We start from the raw sequence: 14,842 nt of genomic DNA on the forward strand, positions 1-14,842 counted from the left end.
TTCGCGGGAACCCCTGAACCCAGGCGTTGAACGTCGGTTTTCGGAAACAGATCCAACCGCTCAGGGTCGAACGCCGTCTGCCGCGCCCCTCACCAGCCGCCTAGATAAGGATGACAAACTTTCCTTCGGCCTCATTGCGCTCCATCAATTCGTGAGCCCTGGGCACGTCGGTCAGGCCGAATACACGCGTTGGGCGACCTCGATACAGACCGCCCGCCGCAAAATCCACTATCTGCTGCATGGGCACGTCCGACAGCGGGAATTCCGGGGTCCCGAAGGTAAAGCTTCCAAAGAAACTCATCTGAACACCGCTTGCCATCTGGCCAAGCGGATTGAACTCGGCGAGGGGTGCAAGCCCCCCAAGAAACCCGGCGAGGCACACGCGACCGCCCCGACGTGTGGCGCGCAATGAGTCGAGAACCGTGCTGTTTCCAATGAGATCGAGCACCGCGTCGGCCTTGCCGCCTGGCCAACCCGGCGCGGCAAGTAAATCTCCCGCTGTCGTCACCACATGTGCAGCGCCAAGCGAACGCAGCAAGGCTTCGCTGCTTGATCGACGGGTGGTCGCAATCACATCGGCACCGAGTTGGCAGCCGATGTCGATGGCCGCCTGCCCCAGGCTCGACGTGCCCCCGCGTACGACAAGTCGCTGCCCGGCCTTCAATTCCAGGTTTCGATGAAGGCACGTCCAGGCAACCGCATAGGCTTCCGGCAACGCGGCGAGAATTTCCCAATCAAGTGTGGTTTCAACGGCGACAACATTGGAGGCGGGTACCACGACGTATTCAGCATAGCTGCCGTTGATCGTTCTCCCCATCCCACCCATTAATGCCATGACCGTCTGGCCCTCGCGGAGAATACCCGTCGCATCCGCAACAACGGTCCCAACACATTCGATGCCGCTAATTTCTGCCACGTCTCCCCACAATCCGCGACGCATATAGAGCTCAGCCCGGTTCAGACCGAATGCAAGAACGCGAATCAGGATACAACCCGGTCTCACTGCAGGCTCTGGTACGTCGATGACTTCCAGCACTTCCGGACCACCAAACCCTTTCCTCACGATTGCCTTCATGTCGATCTCCTCAATGGGAGAACGAATGGTAGGATCGATCTTCGTCGAAATAAATTACGATGTTTCGACAAAGATTGAAGTCTGACTCTACAATGAATGAACCCACGTTATTACAGCTGCAATGCTTTGAGGCTTTAGTAGCCGAGGGCAGCTTTGCCGCGGCCGCAGCGCGTTTGAACCGGACACATCCGACGGTCCACGCGGCAGTGACTGCGCTGGAAGCGCAGGTAGGTATGGTCCTGCTGGACAGGGCGGGCTACCGGGTCTCGCTTACAGCGGAGGGCGCGGCGTTTCGCTCGCGCGTGGCAGTGTTTCTTCATCAATATGAAAATCTGCGGCGGGAAGCAGCCCAACTCGCAGCTGGGCAAGAGGCCGAGTTGCGTGTGGTCGTGGGTGACCTGTGTCCATTGCCGGAGACATTGGGTCCGCTGAGACATTTCTTCGAGACCAGTACCGGCACCCGCTTGACGTTGCTGTTCGAGGCCATAAGCGGCCCATGGGAACGGCTACGAAATGGCGATTGCGACCTGATCTTTCACCACCTCGATAAACCGTCTCCTGCGATCGAAACCATCGAACTTTTCGAAGTGAAGTTGGTGCCGGTCGCCGCGCCCGGGTTTCTCAAGCTGCCTCTTGATGAATCGCTCACACCCGATGACTTGAGGCCCTATGTTCAATGCGTCATTCGTGATACGAGCAAGCAGCCCTCGGACGCCAATTACTATCTGATCGAGGGCGCGCCGACCTGCACGGTGCCCGACCAGTTGATGAAGCGTGAACTGATTGTGCAAGGGCTCGCGTGGGGCCATATGCCGTCTCATCTGGTCGCCGGCGACCTAAAGGAACATAGGCTGGTGTCGCTGGAAGGGCGGCATCTGCGCGGCGCCACGCTCAAGCACTACGCGGCGCGCCGTCGGGACACTGCTCACGGGCCCGTGGCACAGAGGCTCTGGGTTCAGTTGCAGCAGGCAGCAGGTTAAACGCGGGGACGCTGTCTGGCGTGCACCACGCAAACCACCTGCCGCTGACGATTAGTCGACCCGACACCACCGGCCAGAATCCGGGCACACAGTTGCCCGTGCGCCGTTGAGCCAGACTTGCTCTTCATCCAGTTGCAGCGAGGTCGAAGGGGCGATGTCGAAATCAACCCCAAGTGTGTGTGCAACATGGGCATCTTCTATGGGAAGCTCCCAGGTCAGAAATATTTGGGTGCAATCCTGGTCGGGCGAGAAGTCGGCCACATTAAAACCGCTGCTGCGGCGTTGAATTACGCCATGGGGTTGGCCGGTATCGAATATCACGGCCGTACCGCGGGTCAGAGGGATTCGATGACCCAAAGAGGGAAAATGCAAATCCAGACCCTTGTCCTCGCTCATGAAGAGATTGCAAAAGGCCGCACTGCCATATTGCGCACCGTCATGGTGGTACTTCGCGCCGCGGCATGCCATGAGCGCTACGTCACTGGAGACAAGCACCTCAGGCAGTCCAAGCGCGCACGTCCAATCAGATACCGCCTGCACGCAGCGCTTATAGTCCGGCCAGCGAGCTCGCGCTCGCGCCAACGGCATTGCCTCGACGTCCCCGGGTTCGAGGACCAGGCGCGACGAAATCTCCCTTTCCCAATCTGCAAGTAAGCGTATAGGCGGCACAGGCACGTCGACCGTGCTTGTCAGCACGATGTCACTCACGCGTCGACTGCGGATGGCGTCGCCACTCCAGAAATAGGAAGTGAGGAGGTCTCGTACTCGATGCTGTTGAGGAGGGTGGCTCATCTGCACCATTGTAATAGGGCTGTGCGCGCAAGCAGTCAGCGGCCAGTTGCCAGCAAGATCGACTCTGATAGATTATCTGTTCAACACCTCGACGAGGAGTGTGCCTCAACATGTCATTTCAAAATTATTGGCTGTTTCTTCCCGCGTGCTTCGCCATCAACATGGCGTTAGGTCCGAACAATGTGCTGTCCATCTCCAACGGAGCCCGCAATGGCGTGCGTTGTGCCGTCTTGGCAGCGTTCGGACGCCTACTTGCGTTTGCAGGAATGATCGCGATCGCAGGCTTGGGACTCGGTGCGTTGCTGCTCGCTTCCGAGACGCTCTTCACGTTATTGAAATTCGGTGGAGCGGCCTATCTGGTCTGGATCGGTATCAAGCTATTTCGATCTGGCCCGGATCTCTTATCAAACGCATCGGAAGAGGTCGCGCGTAGTCGCACTACTAACAAATTGCGCCGGCTCGCGAAGCAGGAATTTCTTGTCGCTGCCGGAAATCCGAAGGCGATTTTGGTTTTTACCGCGTTTTTCCCGCAATTCGTCGATCGATCCGCATACGCGACGAGTTTCGCTGTGCTTGGCTCGACGTTTCTAATGCTTGAACTCGTCGCAATTGGCATCTATGCCGTTATCGGAGCCCACCTGGGAACATTAGCGAATGGCTCACGAGGATTTGGATGGTTTAATCGCGTGAGCGGGTCGGTCATGATTGGTTTCGGCCTGCTACTGGCCTTCTTGCGTCGTCCGGCGACGTGAATACGGTCGCGCGGCGAACGTCTGCCGCCTGAGCGTGAATGTGCGGTTTCGTGGCATTATCGTGTGCACCTTCACACCACTGCAGGAGTGCAAGTCATGGCGACCTATATTGTTTTCACACGAGAAAGCACGCAGGATCAGGGCGAACTCGACACCTACATGAGGAAGGTCGGCGAGACCTTCAAAGGTCACCCCGTCAAGATTCTCGCCGCCTATGGGCCCCAGCAGGTGCTCGAGGGCGACGCGCCGGAGGGTGTCGTAATCGTCGAGTTTCCGTCCACGGCGACCGCGCGTGCGTGGTACGACAGCCCGGCGTATCAGGAAGTCGCGCAGCACCGTTTCAAGGGGTCGCGTTATCGGGCTGTCCTCGTCGAAGGCGTGTGACGAAAGCCGGCGACGATCGACCTCATCGCAACGCCCGCGCGTTCCGCAGCCGACTCATAGTTTCCGCAGAATGCGCCGCGCGTGCGCAGCGCGAAATCGACCGGCGCTTCAGGCGCACCATGCGAGCCCGACTGCTCGCGCGATCAGGAACATCCCTGCTACGACGATGACGGCTCCGACTGCTCGCGCCACGTGCTCACCGGCCGGTGCGAGACGTTCGACGGTAATGGCTGCCGTCACGAGAGCCATCGCGCGCAGGTCCATGACCCCGATGACGAGGAGGATCGCCGTCAGGCCTGCACAGCAGGTGCTGCAGTGCAGGCCGAGGCGCACGCCGTGTCGCCAGGCCGTGCCGGCGTTCGCCGGCAGCGCTCGGCCGTGACCCGGTGCCGCCCTGCAGCAGGCAAGGTGATGCGCCTTCCACTCGGTGAACTGGAGCGCGCCGGCAATCAGGACGACTACGCCGACCGCGACCGGAACGGCGCGCGCCAGCGCCGGCACCTGCATCTCGACCGCCGCTAGCGCGACGCCCAGCGGAAAGGCCAGCATTCCGAACGCGGTCCACACGAAGAAGTACCCCGCGCCCACCAGCGCCGTCAGCCGGCCCAGGCGCGTCTCGCCTGTCCTGCCGACGGCCTCGCGATAGCGCCACAGCATGGGCACGAGGGATGGCAGCATCATCGCTACCATCATCACGACCCACATGCCGAGGAACGACGTCGCAGCGCCGGGCCACGTCTGTCCGGGCATCAGCATCCACGCCATCGACATCGTCCAGCCGCCGGGCATCGGCATCTCGCCCATCGCCGACATGGAAGCGCACCAGACCCTTGTCACCGCCGCGCTGGCGGCGAAGAGCAGTGCCGAGACACCGAAGAAGGCGCGCTGGGAAGCGCGCTCGGAAACCATGCTTCGTGACATCTTCCGTCTCCCGGTTGCATCAATGCCGCTCATGACCTGGCTCAGTGCTGGCTGTACTCGTCGTGGCGCTTCCACCAGACGCCCGTCTCCTCGTTGCGCCCCTTGGGGGCACGGTCGAGCCATTGGTACATACCCCAGATGCCATCCAGTCCGCGCGCATAGGTGGAATACGTGTGATAGACGACGCCGTCCTCGAGTACGAACGTGCTCAAGCCCGGCCTGTCGCGCGTGAACGTCGCCGCGTCGGTTCCGCATGTGGCCGCGAACTGGGCGACGGGCTCCGGGACCTCCTGTGTCGCGTCCATTGCGTGGCCGCCGCGCTCGTAGTTGTATTCGATGCTTCCTTCGCGCTGTTGCTCCTCAGTGAACGCGATGTTGAAGTCGAAGTTGAAGTCGCTGCCGTGCGAGGACGCCCAGGGAAACGTCCATCCCATCCGACGCTTGTACGTCTGCAGCTTTTCGAGCGGCGCCCGCGATACCGCCGATAGCGTGACGTCATGGTTCGCCAGATGGACCGCGAACCCATTGAAACCGTCCGCGATCGACGAGCACGACGGGCACCCCGCCTTGTAGTCGGGCCCGAACATGAAGTGGTAGACGAGGAGCTGCGAACGCCCTCTGAAAAGGTCTGCCAGCGACGCGCTCCCTTCGTCGGTTTCGAATCGGTACGCCTTGTCGATTCGAACCCAGGGCAGCGCCTGCCGCTGCTGCGTCAGCTCGTCGCTCTGCCGCGTCAGAGCCTTCTCCGCCTTGAGCAGTTCGAGCCGCGCTGCGAGCCACTCTTCACGTGTGCCGCTGATGTGTGTTGTCATGATTCTTTCCTCTGTTGGCTGTCCTTTGGGTGTCCGCCGCCGTTCGCTCAGTTGTCGATACGACGTGCGGGTTGGTGATAGATTAGTGCCGGGCCTCGAACGGTGGGAGTGACAAGTGTGGCGGGATTCAAATAGACGATGGACTCGCTGATCACGGCCGCGGCGCGTGCGCTCGCGGCGGGCGACCCCCTCGGCGCATTGAACCGGGTCGCCTTGCGCGCCGACGCACCTGCGCTCGCGCTTCGAGGCATCGCGATGGCGCAGCTCGGCGATCTCGTTCGAGCGAAGGCTCTCCTGCGAAGCGCGGCGCGCGCCTTCGGTCCGAAAGAGGCCGTGGCCCGTGCGAGGTGTGTCGTCGCCGAGGCCGAGATCGCACTCGTCTCGCGCGACCTGGGCTGGCCTGCGAAGGCGCTCGACGCAGCGCGGGCGACGCTCGAAGCGCACGGCGACCAGGTCAACGCCGCGCATGCGCGATATCTCCAGGTCCGCCGCCTTCTCCTCATCGGGCGCCTCGACGAGGCCGAGCGGTCGCTCGCCGAGCTCGACCCCACGCCTTTCCCGCCCGCGTTAAGGGCTGCCCACGAGCTGGTCGTTGCAGGAGTCGCGCTGCGACGCATCAAGACCAGGACGGCGCGCGTAGCGCTCGCGCGGGCCGAGCTCGCCGCGCGCCACGCAGGTATTCCTGCGCTGACGGCGGAGGTCGAAAGCGCGTCCCTCGCCCTGAGCACGCCTGCCGCGCGTCTGTTGTCGCGTGGCGAGGAGCGGCCCCTCCTGCTTGAGGAGGTTGAAGCGTTATTCGCGTCGAGGGCGCTTGTCGTAGACGCGTGCCGTCATGTCGTGCGTGACGCAGGTACGGCGATCTCGCTTGCAACGCGTCCGGTGTTGTTCGCGCTCGCACGCGCGCTCGGCGAAGCATGGCCCGCAGACGTGTCGAGGGACACGCTCGTCGCGCAGGCATTCCGGGGGAAGCTCGCCGATGAGTCGCATCGCGCACGGTTGCGAGTCGAAGTCGGGCGGCTTCGCAAGGTGCTTCGGACGCTGGCCGGCGTGAGCGCGACGAAGCGAGGGTTTGCACTGGTGCCGCATCGCGCACACGAGGTCGTCGTGCTCATGCGGCCCGTGGAAGAGAAGCATGCGGCGGTGCTCGCCTTGCTCGCCGACGGTGAGTCGTGGTCCAGCTCGGCCCTGGCGCTTGCGCTTGGAGCCAGCCAGCGCACCGTCCAGCGGGCACTCGACTCGCTTGCCGCAGCAGGCAAGGTGCAGTCGTTTGGCCGCGCGCGGGCGCTTCGCTGGATGACACCGTCCGTGCCGGGATTCGCGACGATATTGTTACTCTCCACACCACTGCCGAGTGACTAAGATGGAGTTCACTACCGGGTAAACAGGAGGGAAGCATGAAGCGAGCAGCGGCCGAAATCATCCGTGAGTACGGGCCCTTTCCGGGGGTTGATAGCGTGGGCGGCGTCACCTATGACGGTCAGCAAGTCTGGTTTGCTGCCGGAGACAAGCTGAACGCCCTCGATCCGACGAGCGGGAAGACGCTGCGCTCGATTGATGTCGCCGCGCATGCAGGAACGGCCTTCGACGGCCAGCACCTGTTTCAGATCGCCGAGGATCGGATCCAGAAGATCGATCCGGAGACAGGTCATGTGCTCGCCACAATCCCGGCGCCCGGCGGTGGAGGCGACTCGGGGCTCGCGTGGGCCGAAGGGACGCTCTGGGTGGGGCAGTATCGGGACCGGAAGATTCATCAGGTCGATCCCCAGACAGGGGCCATTCTTCGCACCATTGAGTCCAACCGCTTCGTCACCGGAGTTACCTGGGTCGACTCGGAACTCTGGCACGCCACCTGGGAAGCGGATGAGAGCGAGTTGAGGCGAATCGATCCTCGAACAGGAGAGGTCCTGGAGAGGCTCGAGATGCCGCCTGACGTGGGCGTGTCGGGGCTTGAGTCCGATGGCGCCGATCAGTTCTTCTGCGGCGGCGGAAACAGCGGGAAGGTGAGAGTTGTCCGCCGACCCAGGCGAGGGTCCGAGATCCCCGTCGACTCCACGAGTGAGTAGGGGGTTAGCGTAGCCTCACAACGCAGCGTCGGCTTGCCACTGCGCAGTCATTCCCGCCGTGTCGGCGAGCCAGAGCCTGAACAGCTTCACCTTGTCGAGGTTGCGCTCGTTCGTCCGATATGACAAAAAGTGCGTCTCGCGCATGAAGGGTTTGAAGTGGCCTTCACCGAACTCGATCAGTTCGCCGCGCGCGAATTCACGTTCGGCGAGACGCGTGGTTTCGAGTGCGATACCCATGCCGTCGACGGCGGCCGATATCGCCAGTGCGCCGCGATCGAACGAAGGGCGGGGTTTGTTGGGAAACTCCAGCCCGTTCAGCGCGAACCAGTCCCGCCAGGTAACCCTGCTGAGTTGCGAATCGATCAGCGTGAACCCGGCGATCTGCTGTTCGAGCGGCACACCTTCGCGCAACATGCCGGGCGAACACATCGGTGCGATCCGTTCCGCGCCAAGCGGATACACATGCAAACCGGGACGCTCGACCGCCATGCCGTAAGAGATGGCGATATCGACTTCATGCACGCGCGTGAGGTCGATCGGTTCCGCGCCCGATGAAAGCCGGATCGTGATGCCGGGATGCGCCTGCATGAATTTCGGCAGGCGCGGACCGAGCCATTTCACCGCAAGACTCGGCGCGCAATGCACGGCCAGCACCTGGGCCTGAGGCGACAACGCAACCTCGCTGCATGCCGCTTCGATTACATCGAATACTCGTCCAAGGCTATCAAAAAGCCTTCTGCCTTCGGCCGTCGTTTCGACGCGCCGGTTGCGTCGATGAAATAAAGGCAGGCCGAAATAGACCTCCAGTTCCTTGACCTGATGACTGATCGCCGATTGCGACAGATGCAATTCCTCCGCCGCCAGCGTGAAGCTCTCCAGTCGTGCAGCCGCTTCGAAAGCGCGCAGCAGCACGAAATTCGGTATGCGTCGCATGTGCGTGCCATCTCCGTTTGGAATGTTTTTGCCTGATGCATGAATCCTGTTCATCTTTCTATGAACAGTCATCGTTTGTCAATCAGGGTCGTGCAGACGACCATGAAGCCCTGAAAACAATCCCATGCGTTCTACAGGAGAAAGGCAAATGGCGGCTGTCATGGAAGCACGTCCCGGTGCAACGGAAAAGCTGGTGAAGGACGGCAAGGTATCGATTTATCAACCGGAACAGGAAGGGCTGATCTTCCCGGAATTGCCGACGTTCACGAGTTACGCAGCGCATCGGCAGCACTTGAAAGAGCGCCTGGTCGGAGCATGCAGGGCGTTCGCGCAACAGGGCTTCGATTACGGTTTCGCCGGTCACCTGACGGTGCGCGATCCGGAAAATCCAGGCCTGTACTGGACCAATCCGATGGCCATTCACTTCTCGCAAGTGAAGCTGTCCAACCTGATTTGCGCGGATCACGAAGGCCGCGTGGTGGAAGGCAATCACGCGATCAATCGAGCGGGTTTCGTGTTGCATGCGGCGGTGCATGAGATGCATCAGGACATCGTGGCGATGTGCCACGCGCATACGGTGTACGGCACGGCGTTCGCGGCGCTCGGCAAAAAGCTCGAGCCCGTTACGCAAGATGCCGCGGCATTTTTCGAGGACCACGTGGTGATCGGCGATGAAGCCGGCCAGGTCGCGGTCGAAGTGAAGGCGGGTCAAAAAGTCGCGAATGCGTTCACGGGCGTGAAGGCGGCCATTCACCAGAATCACGGCTTGCTGACCGCGAGCCGCCACAGCATCGAGTCCGCCGCGTTCTGGTTTATCGCGCTTGAGCGCTGCTGCCAGCAGCAATTACTGATCGATGCAAGCGGCATCATGCCGAGGCTCGTCACGCCGGAACGGGCGCGATATAGCCGCGAGCATGTGGGTAGCGAATACATCGGCTGGCTGCATTTCCAGACGATCTGGAACGACCTCGTTGCCCGCCAGCCCGACATGTTCGACTGACCCTCACTCTTCCATGAGCTGAACGTTATCTATTCAGCACGCGTCGCGCTTTAGGCAGGGACGACACAGCCGCCGTCAAGAGAGGGCCGGCGTCCCGCTTTTCATCCGTCCCCAGGAGACAAGACATGAATCCCGCTAGTCCGGCCGCATTCAGCAAACGCGACGAAGCGTCCACGTTCTCCAAGATTACGTGGCGACTATTGCCGTTCCTGTTTCTTTGTTATTTGTGTGCATATCTGGATCGCATCAACGTGGCGTTTGCAAAGCTGCAAATGCTCAAGGACCTCAATTTCAGCGATGCCGTCTATGGCGCCGGCGCCGGCGTGTTCTTCGTCGGCTATCTGCTGTTCGAAGTGCCCAGCAACCTGCTTTTGCTAAAGGTAGGTGCGAGGCGCTGGATCGCACGGATCATGATTACGTGGGGCATCATCTCGGCGGGCATGATGTTCGTCACCACGCCGACCAGTTTCTACATCATGCGTTTTCTGCTGGGCGTGGCGGAAGCGGGTTTCATCCCGGCCATTCTGTTTTATCTCACGTACTGGTTTCCTTCGTCACGACGAAGCAAGGTGACGGCGCTCTTCATGACCGGCATTCCCATGTCCGGCGTTGTCGGCGGTCCGCTGTCGGGCTGGATCATGAACCATATGGGCGGCGCGCATGGGCTTGCGGGCTGGCAATGGCTCTTTGTCCTTGAGGGCATTCCGACGGCCGTCCTGGGGCTCATCGCACTGATCTATCTCGACGATAAAGTCAGCGACGCCAAGTGGCTTTCCTCACCGCAACGAAGCTTCCTCGAAGGCGCGCTGGTTGAGGAACGCTCGGCGCACGTGCTGCATTCGGTGAGGGACGGTTTGCTGCATCCCAAGGTGTTGTTGCTCAGCCTGATCTATTTTTTCTTCACGATGGGTCTGTATGGCGTGAGCTTCTGGTTGCCCACGCTGATCAAGGCCAGCGGTGTGGCCGATCCGCTGGACATCGGTTTGCTGAGCGCGATTCCCTACGCCGCTGCCGCCGTGACGATGGTGCTCGTGAGCCACAGTTCGGATGCTCGCGGCGAGCGGCGCTGGCACCTTGCGTTGCCGGGCGTTATCGGTGCGGCGGGTCTGTACTTCAGCGTCTCCTATGCGCATTCCACACCCGTTGCAATGGTTGCGCTGACTGTTGGCACGATGGGCGTAATGACGACGATCTCGCAGTTCTGGGTGCTTCCCCCGGCCATTCTCGGCGGCGCGGCAGCGGCGGCTGGGCTGGCCGTTGCCAACTCGGTGGGCAGCATTTCGGGCGTTGTCAGCCCCTATGTGATCGGGTTGATCCAGACCGCGACGGGATCGACAGGAAATGGCGTGCTCGGGCTTGCGGTGAGCCTGATCATTGGCAGTGCGCTTGTGTTCACCGTGCCGGCAAAGCTCGTGAACAGCCGCAAGCGCGAAGCATCGAGGAGCAGGGAACAGGTGCTCGAAGGCGGCGCGCAGACGCGGGCTTAAGGCACGTGCACCGTGTCCTCTAGTTCGTCGCCCAGTACTTCACCCAGCCGTTGCACCAGGTTCTCTCGGGCGCGACTGGTATGGAGAGCGGTCAGTTCCGCCGCGCGGGGCGCGTCGCCCGCGGCGATGGCGTCGGCAATCGCCGCGTGTTCGTCCCAGACCGATTTGCGTTGAACCGACGATTGCAGCACGGCGCCCATCACGCGACGCAGATGAACCCAGTGAAGATGCGCTGTTTCCGCAATCAACGGATTGCCCGATGCAACATAGATGGCGGAATGGAAAGCCCAGTCGGCGTCGATCATCGCCTTTACGTCGTCGCCCTTCGACGCGCGGCGGCCTTTCGTAATCAGCGATTTGTCGAGCTTCGCGCCGTGTTGTGCGGCAAGGCTGGCGGCAAGGGAATCGAGCGCGCCGCGGATCTCGTAGAGATGTGCGATCCAGGTGGCGTCGAGCGGGGTGACGAGAAGACCGCGGCCCGGCGCGTCCTGTACGAGCCCGTCTTTCTTGAGCAGACGGAGCGCCTGCAACACGGGCGATCGCGACACCGCCAGCTGGTCGGCAATTTCTTCCTGCGTGATGCGGGTTCCCGGCGCGAGCGATCCTTCGCTGATGGCGTCGAGCAGTACTTTATAGACTTCATCGACGTAGTCAGTACGTGCCTGAAGCTTCAGAAGTTTGGCGACCATGATGACTCTCGATAAGTTTGGATACTGAGTTCAACAGGTTACAGGTTGGTCCCGGACAGCGTCAAACTGAATGCTGGATGGCTTGAAACGGAGGGTATCGAGCGTTTACCTGTAGAGACAGTGCGGTATCTTGACTTGTATCTTTGTATACAGAGTTCTGAGTTCAGAATGTAAAGAGAGCTCGGCGATAGCGATAAACCCAGCAGAGGATCCCCATGAACATCAAGTCAGAGAAAGCAGAAGGTCAGAAAAGCGCCGGTGGCGGCGCGGTCGCAAAGAAACTGGTGCCTTTTGGCGGTTATTACACCAACAAGGTTCCGGGCCACGATCCGGAACTGACCGAGACGGGGCCCGGCACGCCGATGGGCGAATACATGCGGGCGTTCTGGCATCCCGTGTGCATGTCGATCGAACTCACTGACACCCCGCGCTACCTGAAGATCCTCGGCGAAGAGCTGGTCGCGTTTCGCGACGGCAGCGGCCGCGTGGGCGTGCTGCATGCGCACTGTGTGCACCGCGGGGCATCGCTTGAATATGGTGCGATCCAGGAGCACGGCATCAAGTGCTGCTATCACGGCATGGTCTTCGACGTGGACGGCACCTGTCTTCATGTGCCCTTTCCAAACGGCGAAGAAAAGGAAGCCGAGAAATACGCGTGCTCGATCCAGCAGGGCGCGTACAAAGCCGTCGAACGCAACGGCCTGGTGTTTGCCTACATGGGACCGCCCGACAAGGAGCCGCCGTTCCCGGAATGGGAAGGTGACTTCACGGTTGCGCCCGGCGATGAACTCGTGGCCTACAGCAACTTCCAGCATTGCAACTGGCTGCAAGTCCAGGACAACGCTGCGGATAACTACCATCCGACTGCGCTGCATGCCGGCAAGAACGTCGTGAACGGCAAGTACCAGGGCACGACATTCGACGAAGTCGGCGCCAAGTCCATGGAGGTCGCGCCCGACATGCATTTCGTGCCGGTGCAGCAGGGCCGCAGTCTTGCTTGCGCGGGCGCTCGCCGGGTTGATAAAGACAGGCTCTTTGTGCGTGTCCAGCATCAGGTGCTGCCCAATCTGAGCCTGCACGCCTATACGTCTGAAGATGGTTCGAAGAAGAAGTTGTTCAGCCGTTTCCACATCATTCGCTGGACTGTTCCTGTCGACGATGAAAACAGCAAGATGATCGGCTGGCGCGTGATGGGACCGGGCATCGATACGCGTGGCATCTGCGATAAATCGCTGGTCGGCTACGAGTCGATCGACTTCCTGGAAGGGCAGGTCGCGATGCGCCGTCCCGAGCGCTTCGGCAAATACAAGCTCGAAGATTTGCCGCCCATTCCGCCTGACCATCGCGAGCGCGAGAACTACAAGGACGCGCAATACGCGCCAGGCGATTACGAAGCGATCATCAGCCAGCGGCCGATAGCCGTGCATGCGCTTGAAAATCCGACGAAGTTCGACGCCGGCTTGTTCATGTTCCGCAAGATGCTGCGCGACGCGGTGCGCGGCACGAACCCGGCGGCATCGGCGGATAACTTTGCTGAATGGTTTCGCGTCAACGCGGGTGCGCCGAATAGTTATTGTTCGGGCAATGTCTTCGATATCCCGGAAGGCGAGACTGTCGAACAGGAAGTGGCGAACCGTCGCAACGCGACCAAACGCATTGTCGCGATCCTGACGGAAAGCGAGACGCTGAAGGGCGAAGAGCGGGCCACGTTTGTGCGTGAAAAGTTCGATGCGCTCGAGGCATCGATCAAGATCTGAGCGGATTTTTTCAAGTGCGAAAGTGCTAAAGGGCGGCTCGCAAATCGCGCGCCTCCCTTGATCGAGTACAAGGAAAAGTAATGGCAAGTTCAGACAACCCGGCGGACTCTCGCACACTGGAACTGATTGTGCGCCAGATCCGTTTCGAAGGCAGGGGTATCAACTCGTATGAGTTCGTCGATCCATCGGGCGAGTGGTTGCCCGCGTTCACGGCGGGCGCGCACATAGACGTGTATTTGAACGACGGCTTCGTCCGCCAATACTCGTTGAGCAATTCGCCGAACGAACGTCATCGTTATGTGATTGCGGTATTGCGCGATGAAGCGGGACGAGGTGGCTCGAAAGCATTGCATGACAGATTGCACGTGCAGGGCAAGGTGCGCATCAGTCATCCGCGCAACAACTTCGAACTCGCCGCCGATGCCAGCAAGGTCATTCTGCTGGCGGGCGGTATCGGCGTGACGCCGTTGAAAGCGATGGCGCACCGGCTTGAGGAAGTGGGCATCGATTATGAAATGCACTACTGTGCGAAGGACGAAAGCTGCACAGCGTTCGCGGCCGAGCTTGCGCCGATGCACGCAAGCGGCAAGCTGCAATTTCATTTCGATAACGGCGATCCGTCGAAGGGACTGGATTTAAAGCGCTTGTTGAGCGAGACCGCGCCCGGCGTGCATGTCTATTACTGCGGTCCGGGCGGCTTCATGAAAGCGTGCGCCGCAGCGACCGGACACTGGACGCCCGGAACCGTTCACTTCGAACATTTCAAGGCGCCGGAACGGGCCGCGAGCGACAACGTCACGGCGGCTGTGGGTGAGTTCATTGTGAAGATTGCCAGTACCGGGCAGCAGATAGCGGTGTCGAGCGACCGGAGCATTGCCGATGCGCTTGAAGACGCTGGCGTGGCGATAGAAACCTCGTGCCGCGCAGGATTGTGCGGCACATGCAAGGTGCGGTATGTATCGGGTGAAGTCGAACACAATGACTGCATTCTCGGTGACGACGAGAAGCAGGAATACCTGACGACGTGTGTATCGCGAGCATCGAGCCGGGAGCTGGTGCTGGACCTTTGACCGGACACGGTTTCGCTCGCGCTGGTGGACAGGTTTTGGGTTTTGGTCTGCTGGCGTGGATGGGTAGGGGCTGTGCTGGGTTGCTGCTGCTCAGGTTAGCGGTCGGTTTAAGTTAGCTGATTTCTTT

General features: G+C 60.8%; 15 protein-coding genes. 9 read left to right on the forward strand and 6 right to left on the reverse strand.

Going from position 1 to position 14,842, the window contains the following annotated elements:
- Positions 1-100 precede the first annotated feature (100 nt).
- Complete coding sequence (locus tag M0D69_RS35515; protein ID WP_301786499.1) at positions 101-1,075, reverse strand: zinc-binding dehydrogenase; 975 nt, start codon at positions 1,073-1,075, stop codon at positions 101-103.
- Positions 1,076-1,167: 92 nt separating this feature from the next.
- Here M0D69_RS35515 and M0D69_RS35520 point away from each other — a divergent pair, with 92 nt between their 5' ends.
- Positions 1,168-2,055 carry a LysR family transcriptional regulator gene (locus M0D69_RS35520; RefSeq protein ID WP_301786500.1) on the forward strand — a complete coding sequence of 296 codons (888 nt, stop codon included), beginning with the start codon at positions 1,168-1,170 and terminating at the stop codon, positions 2,053-2,055.
- Between the two features lie 51 nt (positions 2,056-2,106).
- On the opposite strand, the gene M0D69_RS35525 is transcribed toward M0D69_RS35520, so the two are convergent.
- Complete coding sequence (locus M0D69_RS35525; protein ID WP_301786501.1) at positions 2,107-2,847, reverse strand: hypothetical protein; 741 nt, start codon at positions 2,845-2,847, stop codon at positions 2,107-2,109.
- Positions 2,848-2,957: 110 nt separating this feature from the next.
- Here M0D69_RS35525 and M0D69_RS35530 point away from each other — a divergent pair, with 110 nt between their 5' ends.
- Together M0D69_RS35530 and M0D69_RS35535 are read left to right on the forward strand one after the other, a co-directional pair.
- Positions 2,958-3,599: a LysE family translocator gene (locus M0D69_RS35530; RefSeq protein ID WP_301786502.1), complete on the forward strand. Its 642-nt coding sequence runs from the start codon at positions 2,958-2,960 to the stop codon at positions 3,597-3,599.
- A gap of 96 nt (positions 3,600-3,695) precedes the next feature.
- Positions 3,696-3,983, forward strand: coding sequence for a DUF1330 domain-containing protein (locus M0D69_RS35535; RefSeq protein WP_301786503.1), 288 nt, complete (start codon positions 3,696-3,698; stop codon positions 3,981-3,983).
- A gap of 108 nt (positions 3,984-4,091) precedes the next feature.
- On the opposite strand, the gene M0D69_RS35540 is transcribed toward M0D69_RS35535, so the two are convergent.
- Both M0D69_RS35540 and M0D69_RS35545 read right to left on the reverse strand, forming a co-directional pair.
- Positions 4,092-4,904, reverse strand: a complete 813-nt coding sequence (locus M0D69_RS35540; protein WP_301786514.1) for a DUF2182 domain-containing protein — start codon at positions 4,902-4,904, stop codon at positions 4,092-4,094.
- Between the two features lie 41 nt (positions 4,905-4,945).
- A complete protein-coding gene (locus M0D69_RS35545) occupies positions 4,946-5,716 on the reverse strand; it encodes a DUF899 domain-containing protein (RefSeq protein WP_301786504.1) in 771 nt (256 codons plus the stop codon).
- Between the two features lie 138 nt (positions 5,717-5,854).
- On the opposite strand from M0D69_RS35545, the gene M0D69_RS35550 reads away from it, so the two are divergent.
- Together M0D69_RS35550 and M0D69_RS35555 are read left to right on the forward strand one after the other, a co-directional pair.
- Positions 5,855-7,075 (forward strand): helix-turn-helix domain-containing protein, encoded by a 1,221-nt coding sequence (locus tag M0D69_RS35550; RefSeq protein WP_301786505.1) that lies wholly within the window; start codon positions 5,855-5,857, stop codon positions 7,073-7,075.
- A gap of 35 nt (positions 7,076-7,110) precedes the next feature.
- Positions 7,111-7,779, forward strand: coding sequence for a glutamine cyclotransferase (locus M0D69_RS35555; RefSeq protein WP_301786506.1), 669 nt, complete (start codon positions 7,111-7,113; stop codon positions 7,777-7,779).
- Positions 7,780-7,794: 15 nt separating this feature from the next.
- On the opposite strand, the gene M0D69_RS35560 is transcribed toward M0D69_RS35555, so the two are convergent.
- A complete protein-coding gene (locus M0D69_RS35560) occupies positions 7,795-8,712 on the reverse strand; it encodes a LysR substrate-binding domain-containing protein (RefSeq protein ID WP_301786507.1) in 918 nt (305 codons plus the stop codon).
- Between the two features lie 148 nt (positions 8,713-8,860).
- Here M0D69_RS35560 and M0D69_RS35565 point away from each other — a divergent pair, with 148 nt between their 5' ends.
- Positions 8,861-9,712 carry a class II aldolase/adducin family protein gene (locus M0D69_RS35565; protein WP_301786508.1) on the forward strand — a complete coding sequence of 284 codons (852 nt, stop codon included), beginning with the start codon at positions 8,861-8,863 and terminating at the stop codon, positions 9,710-9,712.
- A 125-nt stretch (positions 9,713-9,837) separates the two neighbouring features.
- Complete coding sequence (locus M0D69_RS35570) at positions 9,838-11,199, forward strand: MFS transporter (RefSeq protein ID WP_301786509.1); 1,362 nt, start codon at positions 9,838-9,840, stop codon at positions 11,197-11,199.
- On the opposite strand, the gene M0D69_RS35575 is transcribed toward M0D69_RS35570, so the two are convergent.
- Complete coding sequence (locus M0D69_RS35575) at positions 11,196-11,888, reverse strand: GntR family transcriptional regulator (protein ID WP_301786510.1); 693 nt, start codon at positions 11,886-11,888, stop codon at positions 11,196-11,198. The genes M0D69_RS35570 and M0D69_RS35575 overlap by 4 nt on opposite strands.
- A gap of 215 nt (positions 11,889-12,103) precedes the next feature.
- Here M0D69_RS35575 and M0D69_RS35580 point away from each other — a divergent pair, with 215 nt between their 5' ends.
- Both M0D69_RS35580 and M0D69_RS35585 read left to right on the forward strand, forming a co-directional pair.
- On the forward strand, positions 12,104-13,645 hold the full coding sequence (locus M0D69_RS35580) for a Rieske 2Fe-2S domain-containing protein (protein ID WP_301786511.1): 1,542 nt from the start codon (positions 12,104-12,106) through the stop codon (positions 13,643-13,645).
- Between the two features lie 80 nt (positions 13,646-13,725).
- Complete coding sequence (locus tag M0D69_RS35585; RefSeq protein ID WP_301786512.1) at positions 13,726-14,715, forward strand: PDR/VanB family oxidoreductase; 990 nt, start codon at positions 13,726-13,728, stop codon at positions 14,713-14,715.
- The last annotated feature ends 127 nt before the right edge of the window (positions 14,716-14,842 follow it).

Origin of the sequence: Caballeronia sp. SEWSISQ10-4 2, assembly GCF_030464885.1 — a bacterium.
GTDB lineage: Bacteria > Pseudomonadota > Gammaproteobacteria > Burkholderiales > Burkholderiaceae > Caballeronia.

What these genes read in the sequence shown, in the direction of transcription:
- M0D69_RS35550 (WP_301786505.1), top strand. Translation starts at nt 5,855, where the DNA reads ATGGACTCGCTGATCACGGCCGCGGCGCGTGCGCTCGCGGCGGGCGAC.
- M0D69_RS35515 (WP_301786499.1), bottom strand. Translation starts at nt 1,075, where the DNA reads ATGAAGGCAATCGTGAGGAAAGGGTTTGGTGGTCCGGAAGTGCTGGAA.
- M0D69_RS35525 (WP_301786501.1), bottom strand. Translation starts at nt 2,847, where the DNA reads ATGAGCCACCCTCCTCAACAGCATCGAGTACGAGACCTCCTCACTTCC.
- M0D69_RS35570 (WP_301786509.1), top strand. Translation starts at nt 9,838, where the DNA reads ATGAATCCCGCTAGTCCGGCCGCATTCAGCAAACGCGACGAAGCGTCC.
- M0D69_RS35565 (WP_301786508.1), top strand. Translation starts at nt 8,861, where the DNA reads ATGGCGGCTGTCATGGAAGCACGTCCCGGTGCAACGGAAAAGCTGGTG.
- M0D69_RS35530 (WP_301786502.1), top strand. Translation starts at nt 2,958, where the DNA reads ATGTCATTTCAAAATTATTGGCTGTTTCTTCCCGCGTGCTTCGCCATC.
- M0D69_RS35585 (WP_301786512.1), top strand. Translation starts at nt 13,726, where the DNA reads ATGGCAAGTTCAGACAACCCGGCGGACTCTCGCACACTGGAACTGATT.
- M0D69_RS35575 (WP_301786510.1), bottom strand. Translation starts at nt 11,888, where the DNA reads ATGGTCGCCAAACTTCTGAAGCTTCAGGCACGTACTGACTACGTCGAT.
- M0D69_RS35520 (WP_301786500.1), top strand. Translation starts at nt 1,168, where the DNA reads ATGAATGAACCCACGTTATTACAGCTGCAATGCTTTGAGGCTTTAGTA.
- M0D69_RS35560 (WP_301786507.1), bottom strand. Translation starts at nt 8,712, where the DNA reads ATGCGACGCATACCGAATTTCGTGCTGCTGCGCGCTTTCGAAGCGGCT.
- M0D69_RS35535 (WP_301786503.1), top strand. Translation starts at nt 3,696, where the DNA reads ATGGCGACCTATATTGTTTTCACACGAGAAAGCACGCAGGATCAGGGC.
- M0D69_RS35545 (WP_301786504.1), bottom strand. Translation starts at nt 5,716, where the DNA reads ATGACAACACACATCAGCGGCACACGTGAAGAGTGGCTCGCAGCGCGG.
- M0D69_RS35580 (WP_301786511.1), top strand. Translation starts at nt 12,104, where the DNA reads ATGAACATCAAGTCAGAGAAAGCAGAAGGTCAGAAAAGCGCCGGTGGC.
- M0D69_RS35540 (WP_301786514.1), bottom strand. Translation starts at nt 4,904, where the DNA reads ATGTCACGAAGCATGGTTTCCGAGCGCGCTTCCCAGCGCGCCTTCTTC.
- M0D69_RS35555 (WP_301786506.1), top strand. Translation starts at nt 7,111, where the DNA reads ATGAAGCGAGCAGCGGCCGAAATCATCCGTGAGTACGGGCCCTTTCCG.